This is a genomic window from Ktedonobacter racemifer DSM 44963 (genome assembly GCF_000178855.1).
GTDB lineage: Bacteria > Chloroflexota > Ktedonobacteria > Ktedonobacterales > Ktedonobacteraceae > Ktedonobacter > Ktedonobacter racemifer.
In genome coordinates this window covers 229,071-255,310 of the sequence record NZ_ADVG01000002.1, presented here as the reverse complement: position 1 = coordinate 255,310, position 26,240 = coordinate 229,071, and the positions used below count along the sequence as shown (strand labels likewise).

Here is a 26,240-nt window from a genome sequence, read left to right as displayed (position 1 = left end):
CCAGCATAACAGGTGAAACAACTCTAGTCAAGCATGGCTATCTATTCATGTTACTGCGCGCAAGGGTTGGGCAAAAATCCTCAAACATGGAAAACTCTTCATGGAAGAGGTCTACTTTGCTCTATAGCAGTGAGCAGCCAGGAAGGCGTGCTGGATGTCGTGCTTGAGCACGTATGATATGCCAAATTTTATGTAGACTGAAATATGGGGTCAATTTTCCCTATAAAAGTGTGTTCGCTTGCCGATAGTATTACTGTTACAGCTTTCTACCAGCTTGCGAGGAGTGAAAGGAGTGAACTATGTCAATGGGGACTAGAGTTTGGCACGTTTCTTGCACTAATAGAAAAGTGGGAGAGCATATCGCGGACGACACGTTAGAAAAAACACAGCCGGGAGAGATGGCGTTTCTAGACAGAGCCATATAACAGTGCCAGAGAACTGGCAAGCGCACCCGACTGCATCGCATTACCTAGAGGTCCGTTTTGAGTTTCTCGTTTGCGTCTGTCTGTGAAGGTAGTATGGAAAAAGGAGTAGATGTCGTGGGAGCAAGAGGAAAAAGAGCATCCCAGAGTGTGGATACCGAAGTGACAGTCACGTTGAGCAAGAGAAAACACACCAAAGACCTGATGGACGATGGCGTGGAGATAGAAAGTGAAAAGGATTTCATCTATGCCTGCGAGGAGGAGGTAGATGGGGAAGAGGATCAGCGTGGGGCGGTCGATGACTCCGTAAAGCAGTACCTGAAAGAGATTGGTATGTATCCACTGCTCACCGCCGAGCAGGAGCTGCAACTGGCAGAACGTGTGGCGCGGGGCGATCAGTATGCCCGGCAGCGCTTGATTGAGGCTAACTTGCGCCTGGTCGTCAGTATCGCGAAGCGCTATTCCAATCAGGGGTTACCGCTACTCGACCTGATTCAGGAGGGCAATATCGGGTTGATGCGCGCGACACAGAAGTTTGATTACAAGCGTGGCTTCCGCTTTAGCACCTATGCCACCTGGTGGATTCGCCAGGCTATAAGCCGGGCCATCGCTGAGCATTCTCGCAGCATTCATATTCCTGTCCACGTCGTAGAACTTATTTACAAGATCAAGCGTATTACACGTCGCTTGTATCAGGAGCAAGGTGTTGAGCCATTACCGGAGCAGGTAGCGGCTGAACTAGGCCTGCCGCGTGAGCGCGTCGTCGAACTACTCAATGTCTCGGAGCAGCCCATCTCGCTGGATGCGCCGATGGCCGATGATGAGGAGTACCATCTCTCAGATATGCTCGAAGATACTAGCATGGCGCCCACGATTGATGTGGTCTCGCAGCAGTTGCAGCGTGAGCATATCGAGCAAGCCATGACCGTCCTCAATCCTCGCGAGCGTACGATCATTGAGATGCGCTATGGGCTAAAAGACGGACATTCCCTCTCGCTCGACGAGGTCAGCGTACTCTTCCACCTGACGCGTGAGCGTATTCGCCAGATCGAGGTGAAGGCTCTGCGCAAGCTGCGCTACCCGGAGCGCTATGAGGGTCTGCGCGACCTGGCGCGTGTATAGCAAGGAGAATAAGAGATGACCCGGACGGGAGAAACGTCCGGGCCTCTTTGTGTCTGGTCAAAAAACTGTGTGCTACTGCTTCCACATTTTGAGCTAGTCTTCCGCGACCGCGGCGGGACTTGCAACGCCAGATGCCTGCTCCTGTAAGTAGGCGTGAATGAAGGGGTCAACATTGCCAGCCAGGTACGCGGTGGTGTCACTGGTCTCGTGGTTGGTGCGATGATCCTTGGCAATGTTATAGGGATGTACAATCACCGAGCGAATCTGCGTTCCGAAGTCGGCCTGGACATGCTCGCCTTTTAAGCGGGCCGCCTCCTCGTCGTGCTTCTTCTGCTCCAGCTCAAACAGGCGGGCCTTGAGGATCTTGAGCGCGACTTCCCGGTTCTGAAGCTGTGAGCGCTCGTTCTGACAGGTCACGACAATACCGCTCGGAACGTGGCGCATCCGCACGGCGGAGTCAGTTTTGTTGACGTGCTGCCCACCCGCGCCCGTTGAGCGGTAGGTATCTACCTCGATATCTTCGGGTCGAATCGAAATCTCGATCGTGTTTTCGATATCGGGCATGAGCTCAACCTTCGCAAACGAGGTCTGGCGACGGTGCGCTGCGTCAAAGGGCGATAGACGAATGAGGCGATGTGTACCTGCTTCCGACCGCAGATACCCATAGGCAAAGCGCCCCTCGATCTCAACGGTCGCGCTCTTGATTCCGGCTTCTTCACCTTCACTATAGTCATAGATCTGGGTGCGGAAGCGATGTTGGTCCGCCCAGCGCAGGTACATACGCAGAAGCATCTCAGCCCAATCCTGGGCATCGACGCCGCCGCTACCGGCGTGGATACTGAGGATGGCGTTTTTCTCGTCGTGTTCGCCACTGAGCATTAAGGCAAACTCTAACTTCTCGATCTGTTCCTCAATTGGGTGAATGGACTGCGCCACTTCGGCCTGCATATCATCATCTGGCTCCTCTTCCAGCATTAGGGCAAGTTCTTGCAGGTCTTTAAGCTGTGTGGCGAGCTGCTCCCAGGTCGTAACCTCTTCGCGCAGGGCATTGAGTTGTTGCATATGGGCCTGTGCTTTGCGGTTATCAGACCAGAAGTCTGGCTGCATGCTCTCTTCTTCAAGTTGTGTTACCTGGACTGCTTTGGTAGCCAGGTCAAAGACGCACCATAGTTTTCTCGACGCGTCTTTGTAAGCGTTCGATTTGTTGGGTCATTTCACTCATGGTCAGTATTGTAGCATATCATGAGGCACTGGTGTAGAGGCACCTTTGTCATATCTTAACTGAGCAGGACGTTGGTGAGCAGGAGCCGGGTGGTCTGCTGACCTGAGCGGGATGTGGTGAAGGCGAGGAGCAGGAGTGAGGGCTGACCAGGCAGATCATTCGTAAAATGCAGGGTGCCGGTAAAGCCTCCATTGGGTTGGATGGTGATGGCTTCGGTGTTGAGCACCGCCAGGTGGGTCAGGGTATGATCAAAGAGGAGGGCCGTGGGAGTGGACTGGCGCGCGGGAGTGCCTGCTTGATCAAGGGTGCCACTGAGGGTGAGGGGTGAGCTCGTTGCCATATCCAGGTTGTTGTGTGGCAGTGTCAGGCCTGGCGAGAAGGCGGAGGTGACAAACCAGAGCCCATGCTCGTCCGTTTGTATTAGGCGTTGCAGGGTCACATCAAGCTCACAGGACGGTTTCTCCTCAGTGAGCGTCAACTCGGCCTCGCCTGCTGATTGGTGGATCAGGTGTATATGTGTGCTATCTGCGGACCAGTGCAGCAGATTTTGTGCTAGAGAGGCCGCCGTTTTGAGAGGGTCGGACCAGGGCAGGATTGTTCCGGCGTTGGCTTGTGCCTGTAACTGTTGCGCCTCAGCGCGGCTTAAGACCGGGAAGAGCGCGGGGAATGGAACCTGTATGAAGGCGCCATTCTGCCAGCGATATTCGCGGTACATCGTTTGCTGGCCTGGTTGCATCAAGAGGTTGGTATCTGTGGGAAGGGTGGTATCGAGCTGACCGATGCTGAGCGAATGGGCCTGAGTAATGCTGGCTGTGCCCTGAATCAGGTCGTGAAGTTGGAAGACTGGTAGAAGGGTTGACTGGGAGGTCTGGCCTTGTTGAGAGCAGGTGTAGACATAGGCGTCGAGCAGGTGCCGTGGATCATCGGGATGACTTACCTGAACAAAGGTGCTTAGCTGCCCAGGTATGAGGTCACTGGTGATCTGCGTCACTGGTGGTAGTTGTTGTTCAGTAGTCGTTGCAAGGATCTGTTGGTAGTCTGCCTGGCGCAGAAGGTTCGCGCAGATTAAGGGTGGGAAAGCGAAGGACTGAACGGAGCGGAGAAACAGGTAGCTGACCAGGATACAGAGGGCGATAAACGCAATGACCATGGTACGCGGACGTGGATGGTAGGTTGTGTGTGGGAGGCGTGTTTCCCTGGTAGGGAGTGTCTGTGCGTTGTGCAACCTGGCTCTTCCCCTCCTCTTTCCATCAATACCTCCACTTTCTAGTCTAAAGAGGGTGACAAGCGAAATATATCATTATAGCCAGGGAAACGAGTAGATGCTGCTCTCTAGCAACTCATAGAAAACTAGGAGGGGTGTCGTGCTCATTATGCAATGAGCACGACACCCCTCCTGACTCCTGTGAAGCGCTTATCGTGGAGATGTACGCTTCACAAAAGCAAGAATGATGAGCCTAAATATGATACCGGGCCTCTAACCAAGCATATGATTAAATTGCATAATAAAGAGGACCATCGCGACAAGAATAAAGAGCATGCCCACCAGAATGGTGACCAGAGCTGTCGTGCGGCCACGTGAGGTCACACTCGTCGTGGCAGAATTCTCGGCGGATTGCCCTTGCTGGTAGGCCATGTTCCCCTGGGGGGTAAAGCTCCCCTGCGGTTGTGCAAAGCCTGGATATGAATACTGACCACCGCTCTGGGGCGCGTTCGCGAACGAAGACTGTGAAGCCGGGTAGCCTCTGCCCATAGGCTGCTGCATGCCGGAGAGACCTGGCTGAGAGGTGGGATAGCCTCCTCCCTGCGCATAGGTGTTGCCCTGAGGCTGCATGGTAGCTGGATTGCCTCCCATATTCGTATGCGCGTCCATCATGCTGGTCGCGTCATAGGCATTTTGTGTGCCGTAGTTCTGGTCTGCTCCGCGCAGCATGATCGGTTGGGGTCCACCCTGCGAGGGGTGACCGCCAAAGTTAGCCGTCGAGCCACCAGAATAGGGACGAGCTGCCTGTTGTGGTTGAGGCGCAAAGAACGACTGGGACTCAACCGTCTGGTCATTCGATCCTGTGACATCATAATTCTGGCCGGATTGGCCGTTTTCAACAGCTGCACCACACCGTGGGCAACGGGTGATACCGGGGGCCATTTGCTGACCGCATTGACCACAGAAAACCATGAAAACTCCTTTCAGACCCCGCTCAAACATCGCCGAGACGCGAGGCTGTTCGTGTGATAGTATACCCCATGGTCGGCCCATTGGGAACGGGCACAATCTCATATTCCAAACGAGAATGACATCTCAAATGCCACAGAAGAAGGACTTTCGGGCAAGGTCTTTATCGATATTGTTTAATCGCTTTGCATATAACAACGTTTCAGGCAGCTCATTTGTTCCAGTTTTGCCCCTCTGCTTCATGGAAGAGCTTTGCCATCGCATAGGCATCAACAAATTGTCCACGTACATCATAGGCATCTTTGAGCGTCCCCTCGATGACGAAGCCACGCCTGCTATAGAGCGAGATGCCTGCCTTATTATGGGTATGTACATCGAGTGCGAGGCGATGGAGGTGCAGGGAGCGCGCCCAGTTTTCCACGGCCAGAAAGAGTTGCGTGCCGATACCCTTGCCGCCATAGGCTTGCAGGACACCAATGAAGATATGGGCGCTATGGGCGGTGCGTCGTACCCTGCCCCTCTCTGCTCCCAGGCAACCGATCAGACGCTCGCCATGTTCTGCCACAAAGAGGATACCTGATGTCATGTCTTCCTGCTGGCGCGCAAAGCGCGTACGTAGCTCTTCAAGGTCTCCTTTGCGCTCGTCTGGTTCAAGGAGCATAAATGTCGTCTCTTGATCGAGTTGCCGCATGAGGGCCAGATATGCCTCGGCATCGCTGGCCTGAACTGGCCGAATGTGGATAATCTCTTCGCCCGGCGAGAGCTTATGGTGTATATGGAGAACGTCTTGCACCATTTTACCTTCCTAGGACAAAAACGCTTGAGATATTTATTAAGGAGAGCACTTGGGACGATCAGGGTACTCTCCTTCCAGGTGAAATTGGGCTATCAGGAGGCTTTGTTCATCTGTCCATCTACGAATTTGAGCGATCCGTCTGCCTGCTGGCTGACGATATAGTAGCCACTATACATGGTGGTCTGTCCATCCGTGGAGAGGGCTTGCAAGGTGAGGGAAACCTTTTGCCCCTGGGGATCATCGCTGCTACGGATCGTTTGGATGGTGTCTTTGTCAGTCGTAGCAAAGCCATTTTTAAAGTCATCATAGGTTTGATTGATGTGGGTCCAGAGATCATAGGCTTGTTGATATTGTTTGGCATTGATGTAGTTGTAGTAATTGTAAACTACGCTCTCGGCCTGGGCTGAGGTCACTGTTGGCGTCGGTGTGGTCTGGTTTGGAGTTGCCGTGGCCTCCGGTGTGTCAGTTGGTTGGGCCGTCGCCGTGTCTGTGGGTTGGTTGGCGGTTGTCGGAGTGGCCTGAGGGGCAGTCGTCGCTGTGGCATTATTGGCCGTGTTTGGGAAGAGTCTGCCCGGGCCAGCGAGTAAGATGCCCCCAGTCACAAGGACAAGCAGAACGGCGAGGGTGATGAGGGTGATGAGTAGCCCATTGCCGCGCCTGGGAGGCTGGGGCTGATAGTATGGAGTGGGCTGAGGAGGAGTGTAGCCCTCTTGTTGCTGCCTATAGGGATATGGGGATGGAGATACTGGATTGTAGGGATTAGAGGTATGAGGAGGGGGCGCGGGATAAGCGGGTGTTGGCCGTGTAGAGGACGGCACGGCACTCGTGGGCGCGTTGTTGTTGCTATAGGTTTCATAGCCTCTCTGATCCTGTTGCGTGCGTGCGGAATAGGCATCACCCGGCTGGCCTGGCTGATGCTGTGGTATCGCCTGCATCGAGACCTGCGTCTCGTTATTTATGTCATTGGTAGTAGGCGCTTGCTGGCCTACCGGGTTCTCATCGACCGGGGCGCCACAGCGGGGGCACTTCGTCGAGCCGGGTGGTATAAGCAAGCCACATTGACCACAAAACACCATATTGGCTTCTCAAATCCTTTCTCCAAGCAGGGTCTCTATATTTTCTCTATGATGCCAAATGAAGCAATAACATTTAGGGTATGAATACAATCAGGAATATTGTTCTATGATACAACAATCATGTCGGTCGTTTTGAAGTGGAGCTTGGCTACTTTGCGTAGGATGTCTGCCCCATGCTGTGCAACCAGTTCTCGTCCAATGGCAACAATCTGTGGATTGGAGGCGCCCTTGGGAAGCTCAATCCCTACGCTTCGTGAAAGCTTTGCCAGCTCACGAACAAAGGCGGCGCGCGCCATAATGGAGGCTGCGGCCACCGCAGTATCATCTTCGGCCCGGGGCCTCTGCTCCAGGGTAATTGAACACCCAGTTTGTCTTAAGGCATCAAGTAAGAGCCGCTCTGCACCAAACTGGTCGACAATAGCCAGCGACGCTGCCACGGTGGGTTGGAGGCGCGTAATAGTATGGGCGTGCGCCTGCGCAAGCAGCAAATTAAGATTTGGCGTTGCCTGGTAGAGCTGGTTATAGCGCTCGGGGTCATAGATACGTAGCAGGCCCTGCCCACGACAGATGCGTTCTATCTCGCTGGCCATCTCCAACATAACGGCATCGGTGAGGCGTTTGCTGTCGCGCACCCCCAGGGCGAGAAGTTGCTCCTCTGTGTGGTTATCCACGTAGAGCGCGGCCATGACCAGAGGACCATAGTAATCTCCTTTGCCTGATTCGTCGCACCCAATGCGTGCCAGTCCTGTAGCACGCGGTCGCTCTCCTGATGGATTCTTCATCGCGGTCTCTGTTGTGGTTACCTTTGATACTGTTGAGGAGCCACTCCAGGCTTTGAGCGCGCTTTGGAGTGTATTGGCCTGCCCTTGCACATTGATGCGCCCGGTGGTATAGAGCGTGACAGGCACGCTGATCTTGCCATCGCTGACTACGAACTGATACCCACTCTGTACTGCCTTCTTGCTGAGGATACGCCATCCCCGATCTGCGATATAGGTATGGAAGGCAGTAATGGTTGTCTCTAGCTTGCTTGCGGGCATCCTCTTTCCTTTCAACAGGATCGTGTTGTGGCGATCAATATCACCGGCTTTTTCGGCTATCTTACTGGTAAACGTTTTGAATGGCATCTTTGGAGACGTTAGTTGTTCCTATTGTAGCAGGAAGTGAGATTGGCGGTAATATATTTGCTCTTTTTATAGCCCTCTTGACTATTCTTTCCTTCGCACCAGTGGTGCGAAGGACTATGTACTTGTCAAAAGGGGCGAGGCGTGCTATTCTCGCACATATGATCTAATAGACGGCAATGTATTTGCGAAGTGGAGTTATGGCATGGCGCAGGTGGATGAGAATGGTGTGCCGCAGCGAGGGACATTACTACGCAGGGCACATGAACTGCTTGAGCAGGTCGGGCAACCGGTGGTGGAGGAGCAGTTAATCGAATATCTCTTTGGGGTGACGGGCGGTGGCAACTCCAATGGCTTCTGGACGATATTGTTGCGGCAGACATTGCGTGGATCTCCTCTCTTTGAAGCTCTCTCAGTCGGTGATGAAGACGAGATGGGTGGTCAAGAACGGCTATGGGGCTTGACTGCATGGAAACGCACGCAGCTTGCGCTTGAAGAGGTAGAGTTTGTGGTGGTGGATACCGAGACGACCGGGCTACGACCCGGGCCGGACCGTGTGATTGAGGTGGCGGGTGTGCGTATGCGCAATGGCGAGATCCTGGATACCTTTCAGAGCCTGGTGCATCCAGAGCGGCGCATCCCTCCCTTTATTGTACGTTTTACAGGTATTTCTCCAGAGATGCTAGCCGATGCGCCCAAGGCTCGCGATATCATGCCGGATTTCCTGCGTTTTATTGAGGGCGCAACCCTGGTTGGACATAATCTGAGCTTTGATGTCAATTTTCTCACGCACGAAGCCCAGTTGTTGGGTCTGCCCTTTCCTGTTGAGGGCCTGGATACAATTTTGCTCTCGCGGCGCTTGTTGCCAGGTCTGAAGCGCTTCAAGCTGGACATGGTGGCGCAATATTTACAGATCCAGACGCACAATCGGCACCGCGCTCTGGGTGATGCCCAGGTGACGGCCGATGTCTTTGCTCGCTTGCTTGAACGCGCAAAAATCCAGGAGATACATACGCTGGGGCATCTGCGCTTGCGCCAGCAGTTGCCCGTGGCCTGGAGTGGGGATATCACCCAGGTGGATGCGAAGATGGCGGCGCGTGGCCGGGCCGACGAGAAGCTTTCGGGCGTGGCGACGCGACCGAATGGGAGCCTCCTGCTCAATCCTGCCTGGCGGCGCAACTTTCCTGAGAAGCCCGGTGTCTATCTCATGCGGGATGAACACGGGCAGGTGATCTATGTTGGCAAGGCTAAATGCCTGAAGGACAGGCTGGGTTCCTATTATAGCCAGCCGCTGGGATACACGCGCAAGATGGATGGCCTCTTGCAGAATGTACGCGAGATCGAGACGCGGGTGCTGGGTTCAGAGCTGGAGGCGCTGCTGGTGGAGTCGCGGCTGATCAAAGAGTTGCAGCCGATGTATAATGTGCAATTGCGCAACTATGAACTCTATCCCTTTATCAAGATCGATGTACAGCATGCCTTCCCACGGGTCTACGCCACGCGCGAGATCGCGGCGGATGGTGCGCGCTACTTTGGTCCCTTCCGCAGCCGCAGGGTTGTGGATGCGACCATTGAATTGATGCAGAAGATCTTTCCTGTGCGCACCTGTACACGCAGCCTGCCACCGGCGGCGAAGGCTTCTGATCCCTGCTTGCGTCACCACCTGGGGCGCTGTCCCGCTCCCTGTCGGGGTGGCGTAGATGAGGATGAGTATCGTAAAATTATCGAACAGGTTTGTGCCTTCCTGGGTGGTGAGCGCGAAGATCTTTTTGATCGCCTGCGCCGACAGATGTTTGAGGCGGCGCAACAGCTCAACTTTGAGCGAGCCGCCTGGTTGCGCGACGCACTGCGCAGCGCCGACGAGGTCCTAATCGGCCAGCAGTTGATCACGGGCGCCGTTGAGGCCAATAATTTATTTATTGTCTATCCCTCGTCCGAGCTTGACCACAATGAACTCTTTCTGGTCAGACATGGTCGCTTGATTGCCCAGCAGCGCGTGGCCCATAATGAACCGGAGACAAAGCTGGCTCTGCGTGCCTTGCTGGTCCAGGCGCGTGACTTAGGGCGCCCGCCTGATATTGTGGGTCAGGCCGAAGTCGATCAAATTAATATTATCAGTCGTTGGATTCATCATCATAGTGAAGACCGGGCCTTCTTCCCATTTTCATCTGCCCTGGCAAGCGAGGAGGAGCAGGAGGCGTTGTTCGCACAGATCTGGCAACATATCGGTGCCGAACCACTCTTGCCGCTGGAAGAGTAGCTTCTTATCCGAAAACCCTGAGCGCGAAGCGCTAGTCACGCAAGTGACGTTGGGTTTCGGAATAAGATCTGGATAGAAGTGCGCGTGTATCGTATTTTTTCTTTTCATTGGAGACCGAAATAGCATGTTATTATCCGATAAACGTATCCTTGAAGAACTAGAGCAGGGCAATATCGTTATTGAACCCTTTGATATGCGTCATCTGGGAACCAACTCATATGACTGCCGCCTGGGCGAGTGGTATTTCCAGGGGGACGCCAATATAGAGGCCATGCACCTGGACAACCCTGATGAGATTCGTCGCTACTGGGGAATGCCCCGCCAGGCAAGCGAGGGAAAGATCGCGATTCGCCCCGGCACGACGATTCTGGCGCATACACAGGAGGTCATTGGTGGTCATAACGGCTACCTGGCAAAGATGTATTCGCGCAGCACGGTCGCGCGCTCGGGCCTCTCGGTCTGCCGCTGTGCCGGTGTGGGTGATGTGGGCTATATTAGCCGCTGGACCATGGAGATTAGCAATCATACGCAGACGACTATCTACGTCCCCGTGGGCTTCCGTATCTGCCAGTTGACCTTTGAATATGTTGGCGAGACACTCAAGGAGTACCACGGCAAATATGGCAAGCGCGCGGAGTCCTGGCGTCCAGAGGATATGCTCCCCAAGCCCTACTTTGACTGGGACTACGATGTTTATCGTACCGACAAGGGAGGCAAATAGGGCGTGGAACGTGGCGTGCTGATTTCGTTTGAGGGTCTCGATGGAGCGGGCAAGACGACGCAGATGAACCTGCTAGAGGCGTGGCTACAGAGTCAGGGAGTGTCATATCTGCGCACACGCGAGCCGGGTGGATCTCCCCTGGGTGTGGAGATCCGGCGCCTCCTGCTGAATCGTCCCGACCTGCATATCTCCCCCCTGGCCGAAGCCCTGCTCTTCCAGGCTGACCGCGCCCAGCATTTTGCTGAGGTGATCCTGCCCGCACTTGACGAGGGGAAAGTAATTGTTTCTGATCGCTGCTTTGATTCCAGCATTGCCTATCAAGGAGCGGCGCGTGGTGTTGGTGAGCAACTGGTGGAGGATCTCTCACTGTTGGCGACACAGGGACATCAGCCCGATCTAACTATCATGCTGGATCTGCCACCTGAGAAGGTGCAGCAACGCACCAACCTGGCTGTGGACCAGGGTGGTACGCGTACTGAGCAGAGCCATTTTGATCGCGAAACGGAGACCTTTCACCGGACCTTGCGCGAGGCCTTTCTCACGCTAGCCCGCAGGCATCCACAGCGCATCAAAGTGCTTGATGCCTCGCGTACTCCTGAAGTCATTCAGCGCGAAATCCAGGGTCACGTTGAGCGGCTATTGGCTATGCACAGCTGAAGACTCCCCGTGCGAAAGCAGCGGGGGTTCTGAGCGTTCCGTCCACGCTTCCAGCCTTCCTGCTTGGGCAAGAGAGGCTGGCTCTTGTGTAGGTTCCCTCAGACTTTTGGGCAGACGCGCTCTGGCTCGAGTCACACCCAAGCTTCGGGGCAAGATCTGCCCCTCTTTCGCGCGTTGTGCTGTACGCTCGTGTGCTGCCCGCAGGCGCGCCTCCGCACCCTCCCAATACTCCTGGTATCGGGCACACGAGGGAATGGGATTTGCTGGATCGAGGGAGGCGGCAAGAAACGCCGAATACAGGTCGCGTTGCACGGGCCCCACGCCACATGCACAGTGATGCCAGCGCTGAGAAAGCGGCTTCTTGACCCGTCTGCCACATCCGTGACACCATTGGCTCAGGGCCGTCGTGCGCGTGGGAACGCGCCACCAGGATGCCGCCCGTGCTTGCAACGGTGCGTCTTAATAACTCTACAAACATCCCAGGTGCTCGCAGTCCCACACTCTTGCCAAACGTTTTTTGCCACGCCTTGTAGGAAATCTTCTCAATGATGATGATATTGCCCTGCGCAACGATCTCGTGGACCTTACGCCCATGCAGACTCTTGCGATGGGCGGCCAGTTTGCGTTCTTTGCTGGCTTTGCGTCGTCGCGTGGCCTGGTAGCGCTTGCTCTGTTTCCATTGCAGTTTCTTCTTGCCCTGCTTCTTGATGCGCCCCTTCTCGTCGTAGTTTTCTGGGTTGGCGGCTCGCCTCTGCCGGTCCATCTGCCGTTGCAGCCGTCGAATGGCACGGGCCTCGGGAGCCAGTTCTGCGCAGAAGACCTCCAGGCTCGCCTCTCCCTCCTGGGGGAAGAGAGCCAGGGTGGAGGGACCAAGGTCACCGCCAACGATACTCATACCAACCGTGTGCTTTTTCTTCTGGTGGGGCTTGCCTTCCAAAGCGAGTTGCACGAAGTAGCGATCCCCATGGGCATCAGCGCCCGCCGCTCTGGGGCTGCTGGCGGGACGTTGGATGAGGCGAGCGTACTTGATGCGGTGCCTGAGCCCATGGGTCACGACTTCATCCTTCCAATCGATGAGAGCGGGCAGCTGGTCTCCGTTCCAGAGCAGATACCCTGTGTTTCCCTCCTCGGGTGGTTGCAGGACAAAGCGCAGGCTGGTATCGTTGCGTTTGTTCTCGATACTGGAGAAGCCGCGTCCTCGGCTCTTAAAACGCACCCGCCTTCCTTTCCCCAGACAGACGCGATTGAGGGCGCGATAGGCGCGAGTAGCCAGGGTTTGGGCTAACACCGCCTCGATATGCTCGGCAATCCAGCCGACGCGTAATCCTTTGACCGCTTCATGCAACGCCGCCTCGGTGAAGCCATACGCTTTGCGCAAGGCGGAGAAGGCGGCGGCCCGTTCGGCTTTCTGGGTGCGAGGAATGGTACGAGCCACGTGCCAGGCAGGGTCAGCGCGCATGCGACGCAAGCGCTGTTGGCCTTGGGAGAGGATGGCGTTGTAGAGTTGACGAGCGGCTTCCAAATGGGCACGCAAGCGGGAGGCTTGCCCTGCATCGACGACCAGGGGTAGTTCGAGCAGGAAGGTGGGAGTGGCAGGCCGTTTCTCCTGCTGTTCCTTCTTCTTGCGTTGTCCCCGGCATGTCTTTGGCATACCCGCTCCTCCTTCAATCTCATACGTGCGATTGATCCTCGCACGGCTATTGTACCAGAGAGTCGGGAAGAACACAAGTTCTAGAAGGCTGGCTTTTTCCGGCCCTCACGCTCACGCGGGAGTGGCGATTCATCCCCAGCATCAATGACCGGGGCTTTCTCGCCACGTTCTCTGTAAAATCAAGCTTCTACTCAAGATTTCTCGCCATGATATGATTCATTGTGTGAGAGGATGTGGTATGGCAGTCCTGCAGGACTGCCATACCACATCCTCTCACACAACTTTTTTATGCAGGCAAGCCCTGGGCTATCAGCAGGGCTTGCGTCTCTTTCCGTAGCACTTCAAGCCGCTCAAGCGCGGTCTTGAGATTCGCACTCTCTGGTGCGAGGAGCGTGTATATCTCGCCGATACGTTCAGCGAGTCGGGTGGGGACGAGCGGGAAGACGTTAGCGAGCACCACCGCGCCCTTCTCGTTCATCCAGTAGCAGGTGTTGAGCGCGAAGAGGACCTGGAGCAGGCAGGAAACAGCTCGGAAGCAGCAGCCCGCGACATAGGAAACATCACCGCGCCCGGCCGCTTTGGCCGCGTTCTGGATGGCGAAATCGATCTCCCAGAAGAAGCTTCGGACGATCCCCTCCTGCAATTGACGAGGGTAGGGTGTGGTCAGGGCTTTTAGGCGCTGGACCTCGCCCGCCGGGTCCCAGAGCACGCGGCAGAGCGCTATCTCTGACATATACATAGCGGTCGTAAAGCCATGTGGATGGCCCGGTTGGTAGTCAATGCTCACGCGTCCAGCGCGACTCTCGATAATGGAGCGCTCAACGGCGCGCAGGTCGCGGTAGAGGAAGTCGACATGCATCCCCTGCACCACCAGCCAGCCACCGCCATTGATGCGTGGTCCCCACCCGCCGAAATCAGTGAGGACATCCTGGCGATGTTCGTCATCTATCCTGGCCGCGATGGCGCGTAAGTGGCGCAGGTCAATGGGATTTTCGGAATCATAGTAGAGTCCCAGATCAATGTCTGAGGTTGGTGTTGCCGCCCCTCGGCCACGCGACCCACCAAGCACAATGCCAGATAGGCCAGGAGTGTCGCGAAGCTCCTCAAGTAGGAGAGCTAGTATTGTATCTGCTTTCAAGGAAGCATTCTCGTTTCTAGCAGTGTCTGAGTGAGACACGATTACGCATCTGGCTGTTTGCCAAAGACTTCGGGATTGACGACATTGATGGGGTGGCCGGCCTGGAAGGCGACTACCTGCTCGAAGGCTGCGCCAAAGAAGGATTCGTAGCTATCTTTCTCCACATACCCGATATGGGGTGTGCAAATGGCATTCTCCATATGCAGCAGAGGGTGGTCGGTGACTGGCTCGCTCTCGTAGACATCCACGGCGGCGGAGCCTGGGCGTCCAGCGCGCAGCGCCTCCTCTAATACGCCAGGGGCAATCAACCCGGCGCGACTGGTGTTGACCAGGAGCGCGGATGGCTTCATCGCCGCCAGGTCAGTGGCGGTCACGATCCCACGTGTAGCCTCTGCCATTTTGACATGAAGGGTAAGGATATCGGCGCGCTCGAAGAGCATCTGCTGGCTTCCGGCGGTCTCAAAGCCATCGGCCTGAGCGCGTGCTAGTGAGCCTTCGCGTCCCCACACGAGTACCTTCATCCCAAAGGCGCGACCGTAGCCAGCGACCAGGCTGCCGATCCTGCCATAGCCAAAGATGCCCAGAGTACGGTTGCGCAGACCGGTACCAAGCGTCGTCTGCCAGCGACCTGCCTTCATCGACGCGATCTCCTGGGGAATATGCCGTGTCGCGGTCAGGATCAGGCCCCAGGTCAGCTCGGCGGTGGAGTAGGAGGTCCCGCCACCCGCCGCGATGACGATTCCACGGCGCGTGCAGGCCGCGACATCGATATGGGGGTAGCCCCTGCCAGTCTGACTAATCAACTTGAGGTTGGGTAAGCGTTCCAGGAGGGCCTCGCTGATCTTTGTGCGCTCGCGGATAAGCACCAGGGCATCGGCCTCGCGAAAGCGGCTGGCAAGGGTCTCGATATCGGTGACGCTATCATTATAGATGGTGACGCTGTGTCCTTTAAGCTGCGCGAAGCAGTCGAGCTGCCGTATGGCATCCTGGTAGTCATCAGGGATAACAATTTTCAAAACTTTTCTTCTCCTTTGTTTTTGGTCTCAACGCTGAGGACGCGGGTGGGATCACGTGAGCATATCATGGCGAAATTTGCTGGTATAGAGGCGATAATAGGTACCTTCGTGTGCCAGCAGGTCGCTGTGGGTACCTTGCTCAACTACTTGACCCTGTTCCAGGACCACTATATTGTCTGCGTGCTCAATCGTGGAGAGGCGGTGGGCGATAACGATAGTGGTGCGATTCTGCATTAAATGCTCAAGCGCCTCCTGTACCAGCTTCTCGCTTTCATTGTCCAGCGAACTGGTCGCCTCGTCAAGAATCAAGATGCGTGGATTGCGCAAGAGAGCGCGAGCGATGGCGATGCGCTGGCGTTGTCCTACTGAGAGCTTGACACCACGTTCACCAACGAGTGTATCATAGCGCGCGGGTAGTTGCTCAATAAACTCAGTGGCATTGGCGGCCTGGGCGGCGGCTTCAATCTCGGCAAGTGAGGCATCCAGGTTGCCGTAGGCAATATTCTCGCGAATCGTGGTACTGAAGAGGACAGGTTCCTGCAGGACAATGCCAATCTGCTCGCGCAGGCTCCGCTTTTACCGATCATATAATCAAGTCGTTGTGACATAAAAAAGCACTCCAATGACCTTCTGGTATAGAAAGTTTTGAAAACGTTTTTGCTGAAAAAAACCTCTTTTTTTCTACGAAGCATGTTGGAATGCGGTTGCAAATGACATCGGGCAGGCGTGATGCCTTCCTGTGTCCTCTATTCCTATTTGCCTTCCTCAAAACACCGCTCCACTTCTCTCCACATCTGCCTGGAACTGGTGCGACCCAGTTCTAGGCAGATGCACATGCTTTTATTCATAGCGCAAGACGTCGAGAGGGCGTCTCTGTACCGTGCGCCAGGAAGCCAACAAGGAGGTAATCAATACCAGTGAGATCGCACCTCCGACGAGGCTAGCGAGCAACCATCCATTGGGACTAAAGCTCAAGACGACCACTGCGCCAGTGTTACTCAACTCGCTGGCAGTTGCGCGCAAGAAGGCATTGCCGAGCAGATTGGCGAGCAGGGCTACCAGGACTATAGCCAGGACTGCACTGGTTCCCCCAATAATGCCATACTCAAGTAAGATTTCCCCACGGATCGTTTGCTGGGTATACCCGAGCGCTTTCAAGATCCCCAGTTCCCGGCGCCGTTCGAACAGGTCCAGCACGACCGTGTTCGCCATGATGACCATGCCAGCCAGGAGTACAAAGCCGACAATCACGGTGAAGACCCAGACAATATTGGAGAGCCCTTGGAGATAGCTGTCAATGTCACTGGCCGGCGTTGGCACAAAGGCAACGCCAGGCAGCGCCTGTTCAAGCCTCGCTTCCGTTTGTGCCACCTGCGTGGGATTAACTTTCAGGTAGAAGACGGTTTGTGCCGTAGCCGGGGCCAGCGTCATCACGATATTCTGAGGCGTCAAGATGGGTGACACGTGCGTCAGCGAGATGCCCGCCGTCGTATATTCTCCAATGACCGTTAATGTTGTGCTGGTCTTGCTCTCTGTGTTTTCAACCGTCAGTGTGCTCCCAATGGTGAGTGGGAGTGTGTGAGCCAGGGCAGAAGAGTAGGGGATGAGCACATGATTGGTCCCAGCATCGCTTGCCTGCAAGTTGCGTCCGGCTACCAGATGAAAGAAGCGTGGATCAGGCGTCTGCTGATTGCTGAGATCATAGCCCTCAACGCCATCGAAGTCGCGCAGTGCCTGGACGGTGAGTGGCTCAGGTCGTCCGTTCTTCCCCGCAGAAGGCAGAAAGCTCTGCCAGGGCTGGCCATTGATTGCCACCAGGGATGTGGCCGAGATCGTCGTTGAGGAAGAAGCCAGCAGGTCTGGAAGCGTGGTCAGTTGTGCTCGCATCGCTCGTGCCTGGTTTTGTGGGAGCTTGACGACTACATTAAAGGAAAGGGTTTGATTCAAGGTGATGGCAAGCTGGCTTTGCAGATCTTGTCCAACCACCTGAAGACTGCCAATCACAAAGACTCCCACAAACAGGATCAGGACCAGCATGATCGTGCGCATTGGTCTTCTTCCAAGATTACGTAAAGCTATCCTGGTGTTCATCTTCCAGGGATGAGGCAGCAGTTTGACGGCCAGCGCGAGGAACAAGAGCACCATCGCCACGCCTCCTCCGACCGGGAAGAACGCAGAGAGAAGCACCGCGAGAACGATGCCGACAAGAACGATGGCCAGGTACTTCCTGCTGTAATGCTCCGGCGGAGAAAAGGTGCTGATGCCCCAGATGAGCGGGCGTAGACACAGGCTTAGGAGCACGAGGAACAGGACTGCTCCACAGACGCTCGCACAGGCCAGCAACAGATTCCGCAAAATGACACTTGCCAGCAGACAGAACAGGAGGACAATTAGGCCATACAGCAGCAAGATCAGGCTTCGGCCGCTGGCCGAGCCACTGTCTGAGCGGCCACGCAAAACTTCGATGGGACGAATCTGTGCGGACTGGACAATGGGCATCAGCCCGAAGCTCAGAGCCGTGCCTGTGCCCAGCGCAAGGCCGCTGCCCAGCGTCCAGGGATCAGGCTGAAATGGCACCAGGAGCAAGGTCGTTACCACGCCATAGCTGATGGCCAGCGCCATACTAGTTCCAACGAGACCGCCAAGTAAGCCCAGCGTGCCCGTTTCTATCCCAAAGAGCAGCGCGAGGCTGCTGCGACTGTAGCCCATCGTCTTGAGCAGCGCGATCTCTAGCGTGCGTCGGGCAAGGAGCATGCGCATGGTATTCAGAATGCCCAGACCCGCAATGAGCAGGACGAGCAGACCCGCCAGTTCTTGCAATTGCGTCGTCTGCTCGTTAAAAGCCTGTACGTGCTGTTGCACCTCGGTCGCGGTTTGGAAAGAGGCAGGGGGCAAATGTCCCTGCTGGACTTGCTGCTGGAGCGCGCGTAGCGCCTGATCCGTGTGGGCCTGATCTTGTGTGACTAGATCGACGCTGTCATACGCTACGGGCAATGCCAGATTGGCCGCCTGATAGGTCGCAAATGAGACCAGCACGAACGTATTGCCCACGCCATACCCGTTCGTATTAGCGATTACTCCGGCCAGGCGTGCCTGAAGTGTCCGCCCCGCCGCGTTCTGCTGCGGCGATTGGAGTTGGAGCGCAAAGGTATCGCCGACGTGCTTGTGGTAGTACGTCAGAAAAGTCTGCGTGACCACCACCTGATTCCCTGTCAGCAGCGTTTTCAGCGAACCGGATGCGGGAGAAACAAAGGTAGGTGCGGTCACCAGGGGAAAATGCGCTGGATCGACGACCTGCACCAGGAGCCCATTTGCCGGCGCGGGCAGGGTGGCAATGGCGCCCAGTTCCAGATTGACCGGAGTATAGCCCTGAATCGTCTGCTCGCGTTTGAGTCGCTCGAAGACTGCAAGATCACTTTGGGTGATGGGAGAGTTGCGGTCCGCGACCTGCATAGAAATGTCGCCTCCGTTGGCCGTGCGGGCGCTGTTCACGTAGGAACTGGTTGCCATCAGCCCGATCAACTGAATAGCCACAACCGCCATGACTCCAATTGCGATACAGATGAGAGCCATCTGCGTGGAGCCGCCACCGCGTCGCAATGAGCGCAGAGGATAGGTGACGAAGAGAGAGGCTTTCATCGCGTGCTTCCTCCTATCTGCTTGTGTATCTCCGCGATCATACCATCCACAAGTTGTACAACGCGGTCGGCATGCGCAGCCACAGCCGGGTCATGCGTCGCGAGCAGAAAGGTTTGGCCTGTCTGTGCTCGCAGATCCGCGATCAGCTTGAGCAACTTCTGACCGTTTTGCCCATCCAGGTTTCCCGTCGGCTCATCGGCAATGACCAAGGCTGGATCAGTTGCCAGCGCGCGCGCAATCGCCACACGCTGTTGTTCACCACCAGAAAGCTGCGCGGGTCGATGCAAGAGGCGATGTGAGAGTCCGACCAGATCCAGGAGTTCTCTGGCACGTGTGGAGATCTGGCCGGGATGTTTGCCCACGTACAGAGGCATTTCGACATTTTCTTGCGCGGTCAGCGTGGCAATCAGGTTATATGCCTGAAACACCATGCCGATTTTGCGATTGCGTACAGTAGCTAACTTTCCCTCAGACATCCGGGTAATATCGATGCCATCCAGCACGATCTGTCCGCTCGTCGGACTATCAAGGCCCGCGAGAATGCCGAGGAGCGTACTTTTGCCTGAGCCAGATGGCCCAACCAGCGTCAGCATTTCTCCTCTTTTCACGGTCAAGGAGATGCCTTTGAGAATGTCAATCTGTTCGCGTCCTAAGGGGAGCCGTTTCGTGATGGAAGACACCTCCATCACGAGAGGGGGTATTTGTGGATTAGGGAAGACACCTCTCTTTTGTTGTTTGTTCATCCTGTCTTTCTCCTTTTTATACCATTTGTGCAAAGAGAAGGTTATCATGTATCATGCCATTTGCCATCTTGCTCCATCTCGACGGTTTCTTTTGGCCCTGCGATGAACTGACCCCAGCGGAAATGCCGTTGGAAGGAGCTGAGAAAGAGTGTACTGCGATTTCCTGACAAGACGTTGACAGAGGGCGTCTATTCGAGCTTTGAGGGCGAGACTGGCTGCGCCTTGAGGTAATCATCCAGGGAACCAGGGAGGGCTCGTTCGGCCTCGTCTTCCAGGCGACGACTGTGGCGGTGCAAGATGAGGAACCAGGCGAGGCTGACGAGTCCTGCTCCTACGGTGGTGACAATCCCAATAGGTCCGCTGAACTGATACATGACATTCCCCAGGAAGTAGCCTGAGAGCCCTACGAGACTCGCCCACACAACTCCTCCGAGTGCGTTGAAGAGCAAAAAGGTGGGCCAGCTCATGCGGTTTGTGCCTGCCAGAAAGGCTGCCCAGGCGCGCAGGACGGCTACAAAGCGTCCAAAGAAGACAACTTTGCCGCCATGCTTGAGAAACAGGTAATGACCCAGTTTGAGTTGGCGCTCATTGAGGCAGATGTAACGCCCATAGCGACGGAGCAAGTGGTAACCAGCCGTCCGTCCGATCCAGAAGCCCAGGTTATCGCCCAGGATAGCACCGCTAGCTGCTGCGGCAATGACCCAGGGAATGGCCAGTTGATGCGTCCGTCATCCCTGCGGCAATAGCAGCAATGAGCAGCATCGTTTCGCCTGGAAAGGGGATGCCAGTGCTCTCAATGGTGACAAAGAGCAAGACTGCTCCATAGCCATAGGTGGCGAGAAGCTGTATGAGTTGTGTTCCATCCATCGAAAAACATCTTTCTATTTGCTGATCCTGACGACTCATTGATGGGTTCGGGGAGAGCGTACCCACTTCTTCTGACGGGGCCCTGACATCTCTGCCTTCTTTGTGTCAGCAGGGTGTCAGGTTTTTCAGCGATAATAGAGGGAAGAAGAGTGGAAAGGAAACGGGAGCTATGCGTATTCTCCTGGTTGAAGATCATCGGCGTTTGAATCACGAACTTCAGATGAGTTTAGTTGATGAGGGGTATGCCGTGGATACGGCGTTTGATGGGGTGGAGGGGCAGGCGTTTGCCGAGTCTACGCCTTACGATGTACTCATTCTTGATATCTTGCTGCCAGGAAAAGATGGACTGCAGGTGTGTCGAGACCTGCGGCGCCAGCATATCAATACACCGATTCTCTTGCTCACCGCTCGGGATACGGTGGCAGATCGTGTGCGTGGCCTGGATAGCGGAGCTGATGATTATCTGATCAAGCCCTTTGCTCTGAGTGAGCTGCTCGCTCGCCTGCGAGCCTTATTGCGACGCAATGGAGCAGAGAAAAGTGCTGTCCTGTGTGTGGGGGATCTGAGCCTCGATCCCGCAACCCATGTGGTTAAGCGGGCAGGGCAACGCATCGAACTCACCCCACGGCTCTTTGCGCTCCTCGAATATTTGATGCGCCACCCCAATCAGATCCTGACACGCGAGATGATTGCGAACCATATCTGGAGCTATGAGTTCACCGGAACCTTGAATGCTGTTGAGGTCTGTATGCGCCGTCTCCGCTGTCAGGTTGACGAAGCGTTCCCCATCAAAGTGTTAGAAACGGTGCGTGGTGTGGGCTATCGCTTGCACCCCCCAGAGTGAAAGCGATAAGGTGGCAAATGATGCGTATCCATGATGAAAAATGGCCAGAGAGCACTGATCAAACCTTCTGGCAAAAGATGATTTGCCAGTTCAACAGTATACGTGTTCGACTGACACTTTGGTATGCCATGACAACCATAGCCGTACTCGTGCTTTTTGGAGGATTATTGTATAGCACCATTATCAAGATGTTACCATCAACTTCTTCTCCAGATCTTTTGAGGATCGCGCAGCAGATCTTCTTGCTGGGACTGGCGATACTGCTGTTCATTACTGCTGGTGGCTATTGGCTGGCGACCAAAGCCATGCGTCCCGTCCGTCTGATTACCCGCACAGCACAGGAGATTGGTCAGACGGATCTGAGCCGACGCTTCCATCTCACCAGCAGCGATGAATTGGGCGAGTTGGCGGGCACGTTCGATAAGATGCTCAACCGCTTAGAGACCGTCTTGAACCGCCAACGTCAGTTTACGGCTGATGCGAGCCACGAGTTACGGACGCCACTCAGTATGCTTACGCTCGCGACAAACCGGGCTTTGTCTCAGAGGAGCAAGCCAGAGAGTTATGCCCAGGCCCTCGCCATGATCGCAGGGTATCGGCAGGAATTCTCCCTTATTCAGGCTGAGACCGACCACATGATCCGTCTGGTCAACGGCCTGTTACTACTCGCGCGAGCCGACATCGAACAGACTATCCTCTCCCCAGCAGAGGTTGATATGAGTGAAGTGGTCCTTGAGGTCGTGGAACGCTTTGCCCCATTGGCACAACAACGAGGAATTGAACTGGTTTTTGGGGAATTGCCCGAATTGTGCGTGCAGGGAGATCGTCTGTTACTGACCTTGATGGTGACCAATTTGATTGACAACGCGCTCAGATATACCGCAGGGATTGGCAACCATGTCCTGGTCGAGGGGCGTACTGCGAGGAGAGGAAAGCAAAGGTGGGGACGAGTATGGATAGAGGACAATGGGCCAGGAATCGCAGAAGAGCATCAGAGCCATCTCTTTGAGCGTTTTTATCGCGTGGATGTGGCACGCTCAGCTCTCCAGAGAGCAGAGGAAGATATTCATGAAGAAACGACGAGTGGAAGTGGGCTGGGCCTGGCGATTGTACAGTGGGTAGCACAAGTCCACCAAGGCGAAATTCGTCTGCACAGTACTCTGGGCCACGGCTCCTGCTTCGAAATCTGGCTACCGCTCTTGGGCGATGCTGATGAGAACGGAAGAAAAGATCCTTCTCATCTACAATTGTAGGACTATGTACTGACATATTTGCAGCTCGATAGAAACCTTAGAGCACTTCCAGGCGCTCTTTGCGGCGCTGGGCTTCGAGGTAATCCGGGTCGATCTCTAGAGCGCGATTGACGGCGGCCAGGGCCTCCTGTTTGTGTCCCAGGATACCCAGGACCCAGGCCTTGGCATCCCAGGCCGCCGCGTCGTGGTCCTGGAGGGTGAGTGACTGCTCGAAGTCTGCCAGGGCCTCCTGGTAGCGGGCGAGCATGGCGAAGCAGGTTCCACGGGCATACCAGGCTTCTGGATTGGCGGGGTTGAGCGCGACCGCTTTCTCCGCTGCGGCCAGGGCCTCTGTATAGCGGATGGCATTCGAGAGTTGTTGACTATATTGAAGCCAGAAGGCGGCCTGTTGTTCTTGTGTAGACATGGTTGTGAGCGACTCCTCTATTTATCTGAATGATGCTGTTTGTGCCACTCTTTGACGACGGCTTCATAGGCATCCCAGGTATCAACATCATAGCTGGCGTGGGGTGACCCCACCTCAATTGTGCTAACCTCGATACGATGGCGCATGAGCACGGTGCGCCCACCCTCATCTCCCTGTACCTCAAGCAACTCAGGAAAGAGACTGCGCTCGAAGAGCACTGGGTTCCCGCGTTGTCCCTGGTAGAGGGGTGCGATAATGTGGCTGTGTGTCGTGTGCCGAGCCTCCATAAGTGTATCGAGAATGGAGGCGGAGAGCAAGGGCTGGTCACCCAGAATGATCAGCGTGGAATCGCAGTCTGGCATCAAACGTGTCAGTTCCGTGAGACCCGTGTGAATGGAGGTGCTCATCCCTTGTTGGTAGTGTGAATTGTCGATAGGATGGACCTCTGGATGCGCGAGGTAGGGCGCGAGCACGGCGCGCAACTGCGCGGAGCGATGCCCGAGTACGAGCAGGACTGGTCGTGCTTGTGAGGCCAGGACCGCATCGAGGACATGCGCGATAACGGGACGATCTCCCAGGGGCAGCAAGAGCTTGTGACGGTCTTCACCGATGCGACTGGAGGTCCCCGCGGCAAGAATAATCGCGGCAGTGGTGCGCTCGCTCATAAATACTACGTCCTTCTTATCGTCTAAATGCGACTCCATGCATAGAAAGTATCCTGTGCTCATAGAGAGGCGATCCTGTTGGAATAGAGATGCAGGCTCCTCTTTGTTATATCACCTGGAGGATGATGGAGCATACATGCCTGAAAGAAGTGCTGCTCTTCCGTGCGTGTGTACAAAGCGGGTTGCCAGTGGTGCTATAATGACGTTCAGTTCGAACAGATTAGAGAATATGAAGAGGAATGCAAGTCGAGAAGCTCGTATCCTACCAGGAGTAAAGAAGAATGCTAAATTCCCCCCACACAATACAAGAACAAGTAGAGCCGTTGGATGCCCAGACGCAGGCGAAATATGAGCGTTTGCAAGAGATTTTGCGTGAGATGGAGTCGGTGCTGGTTGCCTATTCAGGTGGGGTCGACAGCGCGCTTTTGCTTAAGGTAGCACATGACGTCCTGGGTGACCGGGCGCTAGGCGCGATTGCCTCATCGGCAGCTTATGCTCCTGAAGAGACGCAAGAAGCGATCGAGGTTGCCACGCAGATGAGCCTGCCTCTTGTGACGCTGGAGACCCATGAGCTGGAGGATGAACGGTACGCGTCCAATACAGTCCAACGCTGTTACTTCTGTAAGACCGAGCTCTTCACAAGTCTGGAGCCGGTGGCGAAGGAGCACAATTTACGCCATATCGCTTATGGCGTCAACAAGGATGATGATGGAGATTTTCGTCCTGGGCAGAAGGCGGCGCGTGAGTTTGGTGTGCGGGGGCCGCTCAAAGAGGCGGAGATGGGTAAGAAAGAGATCCGCGCCATCGCGAAAATGCTGGGCATGCCGGTCTGGGATAAGCCTGCAATGGCCTGTTTCTCCTCGCGTATCCCCTATGGGAGCCGCGTGGATGTGGCCTCTTTGCAGATGGTCTATAAAGCGGAGAAGTTTTTGCGCGAGCAGGGGTTTCGCCAGTTGCGTGTGCGCCACCATGATAAAATCGCCCGTATCGAGGTGGAACGCTCAGAGATCCCGCGCCTGGTAGAAGAAGAGATGAGCCGCAAGGTGACCGATGCCCTGCGTAAGATTGGCTATGCCTATGTAACAGTCGATTTGTTAGGGTACCGCACGGGCAGCATGAATGAGTCTTTCTTCAAGAAGAAGAATGCCATAGCCGCTGAGTAGGTCGTATGCATGCATTGCGAATGTAGAGAACTGGCCTCGTGGTGGTAACTTGGCATGTGCCTGGATACTGTCACGAGGCTAGTCTTGCTAAACGTATAGATGTGTTTTGTGGCAGCGAAAGCAAGCACGTAGGTTTTTTGTCGAGAAAAAGGGTGAAATTCTGCGTTGTGTCAACGTAGATATGTATGTGTATATCTGTTTTGGTATCTATTTCTTGCCTGCGGGAGTGATATATTTTTAGACAAACGAACGTTAGATAGGATAGGAACGTATAGATTTTTAAGAGGAGGAGTGTGGCATAAGGGGAGAGAGGTGTGTATAGTGTAGTGCTAACATCCTGTGTAAGGAACTCTTAAGGGGCATGGAGCCTCTTTCCTCCCTTATGCCTACAGGCAGGGGTATCCAGAGGCGGAGGATCTGATGAAACTACAACGAAACGCGGTCTCCTTTTCCCTGGGGCCACAGAATACGGATAGGGCCTGTGTACTGGTGCATAATGTTGGCGGGAGTCCATTAGAGATGAGGGGTCTGGGCGAGTACCTGGCGCAACAGGGAATTCGTGTGCGTGGTATCTCGCTCACAGGTCACGATGGCGATTTGGAGAACCTGGCCCAGGTTGAACGAGGGGCGTGGTTAGAGATGATTGCTCAGGAGGTGGAGGCGTTAGAAGCCTACCCGTATGTTTTTTTGGGCGGTTTCTCTATAGGATCAGTCCTGGCGATACTGTCGGCCCTGGATTTTGGTCAGCAGATTGCGGGTGTCATTGCTATGTCAACGCCTATGCGCCTGTTTCAGGAGTCGAGCTTTCCCTTTGGCGACTACTTTGCGAAGCACCGGCAGCCCCTGGCTGAATACGCGCTGAAGGATTCCTGTGTACGCCATGATATTCTCACGAGTATACGTCTCCTCGACCCCAAAGGAGTTGAGGAACTGAGTGAAGACGAGATACTGGAGATTGCACTTAAGGAAGCGCGTTACCCCAGCGCGCTCTGGCGCCAGATGACCGCCCTGGTGCGGGAGCTGCGCGCGCGTTTGCGGGAGCTTGTAACACCATTGCTCATTATTCAAGGAAAGCAGGATGCGCTCAATCCCCATGAGAGCGCTTCCGAGTTGTATCGCAAGGCCGTGTATGCCCCTAAATCGCTGCACTGGCTGGAGCGGAGCGGCCATTTTGTGATGGATGATCTTGAGCATGAGCAACTCTGTTTTCTCTGCGCTTCGTTTATCCAGGATATTGTGCGGCATAATCGGCTGAGTGGCTAGCGTTATCTATGGTAGATGT

The 26,240-nt window shown here is 55.2% G+C and carries 22 protein-coding genes and 2 pseudogenes; 8 read left to right on the top strand and 16 right to left on the bottom strand.

What is annotated here, in order from left to right; translation table 11 throughout:
• Positions 1 to 518: 518 nt before the first annotated feature.
• On the top strand, positions 519 to 1,544 hold the full coding sequence (locus KRAC_RS17500) for a sigma-70 family RNA polymerase sigma factor (protein ID WP_157506763.1): 1,026 nt from the start codon (positions 519 to 521) through the stop codon (positions 1,542 to 1,544).
• A gap of 93 nt (positions 1,545 to 1,637) precedes the next feature.
• Here KRAC_RS17500 and prfB read toward each other — a convergent pair.
• The 6 genes from prfB to rnhC all read right to left on the bottom strand — a co-directional run bounded on the left by prfB (position 1,638) and on the right by rnhC (position 7,851).
• A protein-coding gene (prfB, locus tag KRAC_RS17495) for a peptide chain release factor 2 (RefSeq protein WP_157506760.1) occupies positions 1,638 to 2,766 on the bottom strand; the annotation gives its coding sequence in 2 pieces (ribosomal slippage) (positions 1,638 to 2,699 and positions 2,701 to 2,766; 1,128 coding nt in all).
• 55 nt (positions 2,767 to 2,821) lie between these two features.
• On the bottom strand, positions 2,822 to 3,991 hold the full coding sequence (locus KRAC_RS17490) for a hypothetical protein (RefSeq protein ID WP_007909292.1): 1,170 nt from the start codon (positions 3,989 to 3,991) through the stop codon (positions 2,822 to 2,824).
• A 252-nt stretch (positions 3,992 to 4,243) separates the two neighbouring features.
• Positions 4,244 to 4,942: a zinc ribbon domain-containing protein gene (locus tag KRAC_RS17485; RefSeq protein WP_007909290.1), complete on the bottom strand. Its 699-nt coding sequence runs from the start codon at positions 4,940 to 4,942 to the stop codon at positions 4,244 to 4,246.
• Between the two features lie 208 nt (positions 4,943 to 5,150).
• Entirely contained in the window at positions 5,151 to 5,735 is a 585-nt protein-coding gene (locus KRAC_RS17480; RefSeq protein WP_007909288.1) for a GNAT family N-acetyltransferase, read from the bottom strand.
• A gap of 92 nt (positions 5,736 to 5,827) precedes the next feature.
• Positions 5,828 to 6,811: a zinc ribbon domain-containing protein gene (locus KRAC_RS17475; protein WP_007909287.1), complete on the bottom strand. Its 984-nt coding sequence runs from the start codon at positions 6,809 to 6,811 to the stop codon at positions 5,828 to 5,830.
• 104 nt (positions 6,812 to 6,915) lie between these two features.
• Positions 6,916 to 7,851, bottom strand: coding sequence for a ribonuclease HIII (rnhC, locus tag KRAC_RS17470; protein WP_007909285.1), 936 nt, complete (start codon positions 7,849 to 7,851; stop codon positions 6,916 to 6,918).
• 289 nt (positions 7,852 to 8,140) lie between these two features.
• On the opposite strand from rnhC, the gene KRAC_RS61825 reads away from it, so the two are divergent.
• The 3 genes from KRAC_RS61825 (at position 8,141) to tmk (ending at position 11,573) form a co-directional block, all read left to right on the top strand.
• Positions 8,141 to 10,195, top strand: coding sequence for an exonuclease domain-containing protein (locus KRAC_RS61825; RefSeq protein WP_007909283.1), 2,055 nt, complete (start codon positions 8,141 to 8,143; stop codon positions 10,193 to 10,195).
• Between the two features lie 124 nt (positions 10,196 to 10,319).
• The gene (gene dcd, locus KRAC_RS17460) at positions 10,320 to 10,916 is read left to right on the top strand and encodes a dCTP deaminase (RefSeq protein WP_007909281.1); all 597 of its coding nucleotides are present in this window, start codon (positions 10,320 to 10,322) and stop codon (positions 10,914 to 10,916) included.
• Between the two features lie 3 nt (positions 10,917 to 10,919).
• On the top strand, positions 10,920 to 11,573 hold the full coding sequence (gene tmk, locus KRAC_RS17455; RefSeq protein WP_007909279.1) for a dTMP kinase: 654 nt from the start codon (positions 10,920 to 10,922) through the stop codon (positions 11,571 to 11,573).
• Here tmk and KRAC_RS17450 read toward each other — a convergent pair.
• The 8 genes and pseudogenes from KRAC_RS17450 to KRAC_RS74555 form a co-directional block, all read right to left on the bottom strand.
• A pseudogene (locus KRAC_RS17450) lies at positions 11,553 to 13,224 on the bottom strand (nuclease/transposase family protein). The gene tmk and the pseudogene KRAC_RS17450 overlap by 21 nt on opposite strands.
• A 286-nt stretch (positions 13,225 to 13,510) precedes the next feature.
• Positions 13,511 to 14,362 carry a nucleotidyltransferase domain-containing protein gene (locus KRAC_RS17445; RefSeq protein ID WP_007909277.1) on the bottom strand — a complete coding sequence of 284 codons (852 nt, stop codon included), beginning with the start codon at positions 14,360 to 14,362 and terminating at the stop codon, positions 13,511 to 13,513.
• 41 nt (positions 14,363 to 14,403) lie between these two features.
• Positions 14,404 to 15,378 (bottom strand): D-2-hydroxyacid dehydrogenase family protein, encoded by a 975-nt coding sequence (locus KRAC_RS17440; protein WP_007909276.1) that lies wholly within the window; start codon positions 15,376 to 15,378, stop codon positions 14,404 to 14,406.
• A gap of 51 nt (positions 15,379 to 15,429) precedes the next feature.
• Positions 15,430 to 15,948: pseudogene (locus KRAC_RS79500) on the bottom strand (ATP-binding cassette domain-containing protein); the annotation flags it as partial.
• Between the two features lie 270 nt (positions 15,949 to 16,218).
• Positions 16,219 to 19,017, bottom strand: coding sequence for an ABC transporter permease (locus KRAC_RS17430; protein WP_007909275.1), 2,799 nt, complete (start codon positions 19,015 to 19,017; stop codon positions 16,219 to 16,221).
• The gene (locus KRAC_RS17425) at positions 19,014 to 19,760 is read right to left on the bottom strand and encodes an ABC transporter ATP-binding protein (protein WP_007909274.1); all 747 of its coding nucleotides are present in this window, start codon (positions 19,758 to 19,760) and stop codon (positions 19,014 to 19,016) included. The genes KRAC_RS17430 and KRAC_RS17425 overlap by 4 nt, the downstream gene beginning before the upstream one ends.
• A gap of 188 nt (positions 19,761 to 19,948) precedes the next feature.
• A complete protein-coding gene (locus KRAC_RS17420) occupies positions 19,949 to 20,407 on the bottom strand; it encodes a DedA family protein (RefSeq protein ID WP_244422275.1) in 459 nt (152 codons plus the stop codon).
• A 34-nt stretch (positions 20,408 to 20,441) separates the two neighbouring features.
• Entirely contained in the window at positions 20,442 to 20,627 is a 186-nt protein-coding gene (locus tag KRAC_RS74555) for a hypothetical protein (RefSeq protein ID WP_211221295.1), read from the bottom strand.
• 169 nt (positions 20,628 to 20,796) lie between these two features.
• Here KRAC_RS74555 and KRAC_RS17415 point away from each other — a divergent pair, with 169 nt between their 5' ends.
• Complete coding sequence (locus KRAC_RS17415; protein WP_007909273.1) at positions 20,797 to 21,471, top strand: response regulator; 675 nt, start codon at positions 20,797 to 20,799, stop codon at positions 21,469 to 21,471.
• A gap of 17 nt (positions 21,472 to 21,488) precedes the next feature.
• Positions 21,489 to 22,724 carry a sensor histidine kinase gene (locus KRAC_RS17410; protein WP_083814715.1) on the top strand — a complete coding sequence of 412 codons (1,236 nt, stop codon included), beginning with the start codon at positions 21,489 to 21,491 and terminating at the stop codon, positions 22,722 to 22,724.
• Positions 22,725 to 22,761: 37 nt separating this feature from the next.
• Here KRAC_RS17410 and KRAC_RS17405 read toward each other — a convergent pair whose 3' ends face one another.
• A complete protein-coding gene (locus KRAC_RS17405) occupies positions 22,762 to 23,130 on the bottom strand; it encodes a tetratricopeptide repeat protein (protein WP_007909270.1) in 369 nt (122 codons plus the stop codon).
• Positions 23,131 to 23,147: 17 nt separating this feature from the next.
• The gene (locus KRAC_RS17400; RefSeq protein WP_052568350.1) at positions 23,148 to 23,795 is read right to left on the bottom strand and encodes a nucleotidyltransferase family protein; all 648 of its coding nucleotides are present in this window, start codon (positions 23,793 to 23,795) and stop codon (positions 23,148 to 23,150) included.
• A gap of 281 nt (positions 23,796 to 24,076) precedes the next feature.
• On the opposite strand from KRAC_RS17400, the gene larE reads away from it, so the two are divergent.
• Positions 24,077 to 24,958, top strand: a complete 882-nt coding sequence (gene larE, locus KRAC_RS17395; protein ID WP_007909268.1) for an ATP-dependent sacrificial sulfur transferase LarE — start codon at positions 24,077 to 24,079, stop codon at positions 24,956 to 24,958.
• Between the two features lie 420 nt (positions 24,959 to 25,378).
• Positions 25,379 to 26,221, top strand: a complete 843-nt coding sequence (locus tag KRAC_RS17390; protein WP_007909258.1) for an alpha/beta hydrolase — start codon at positions 25,379 to 25,381, stop codon at positions 26,219 to 26,221.
• Positions 26,222 to 26,240: the final 19 nt, after the last annotated feature.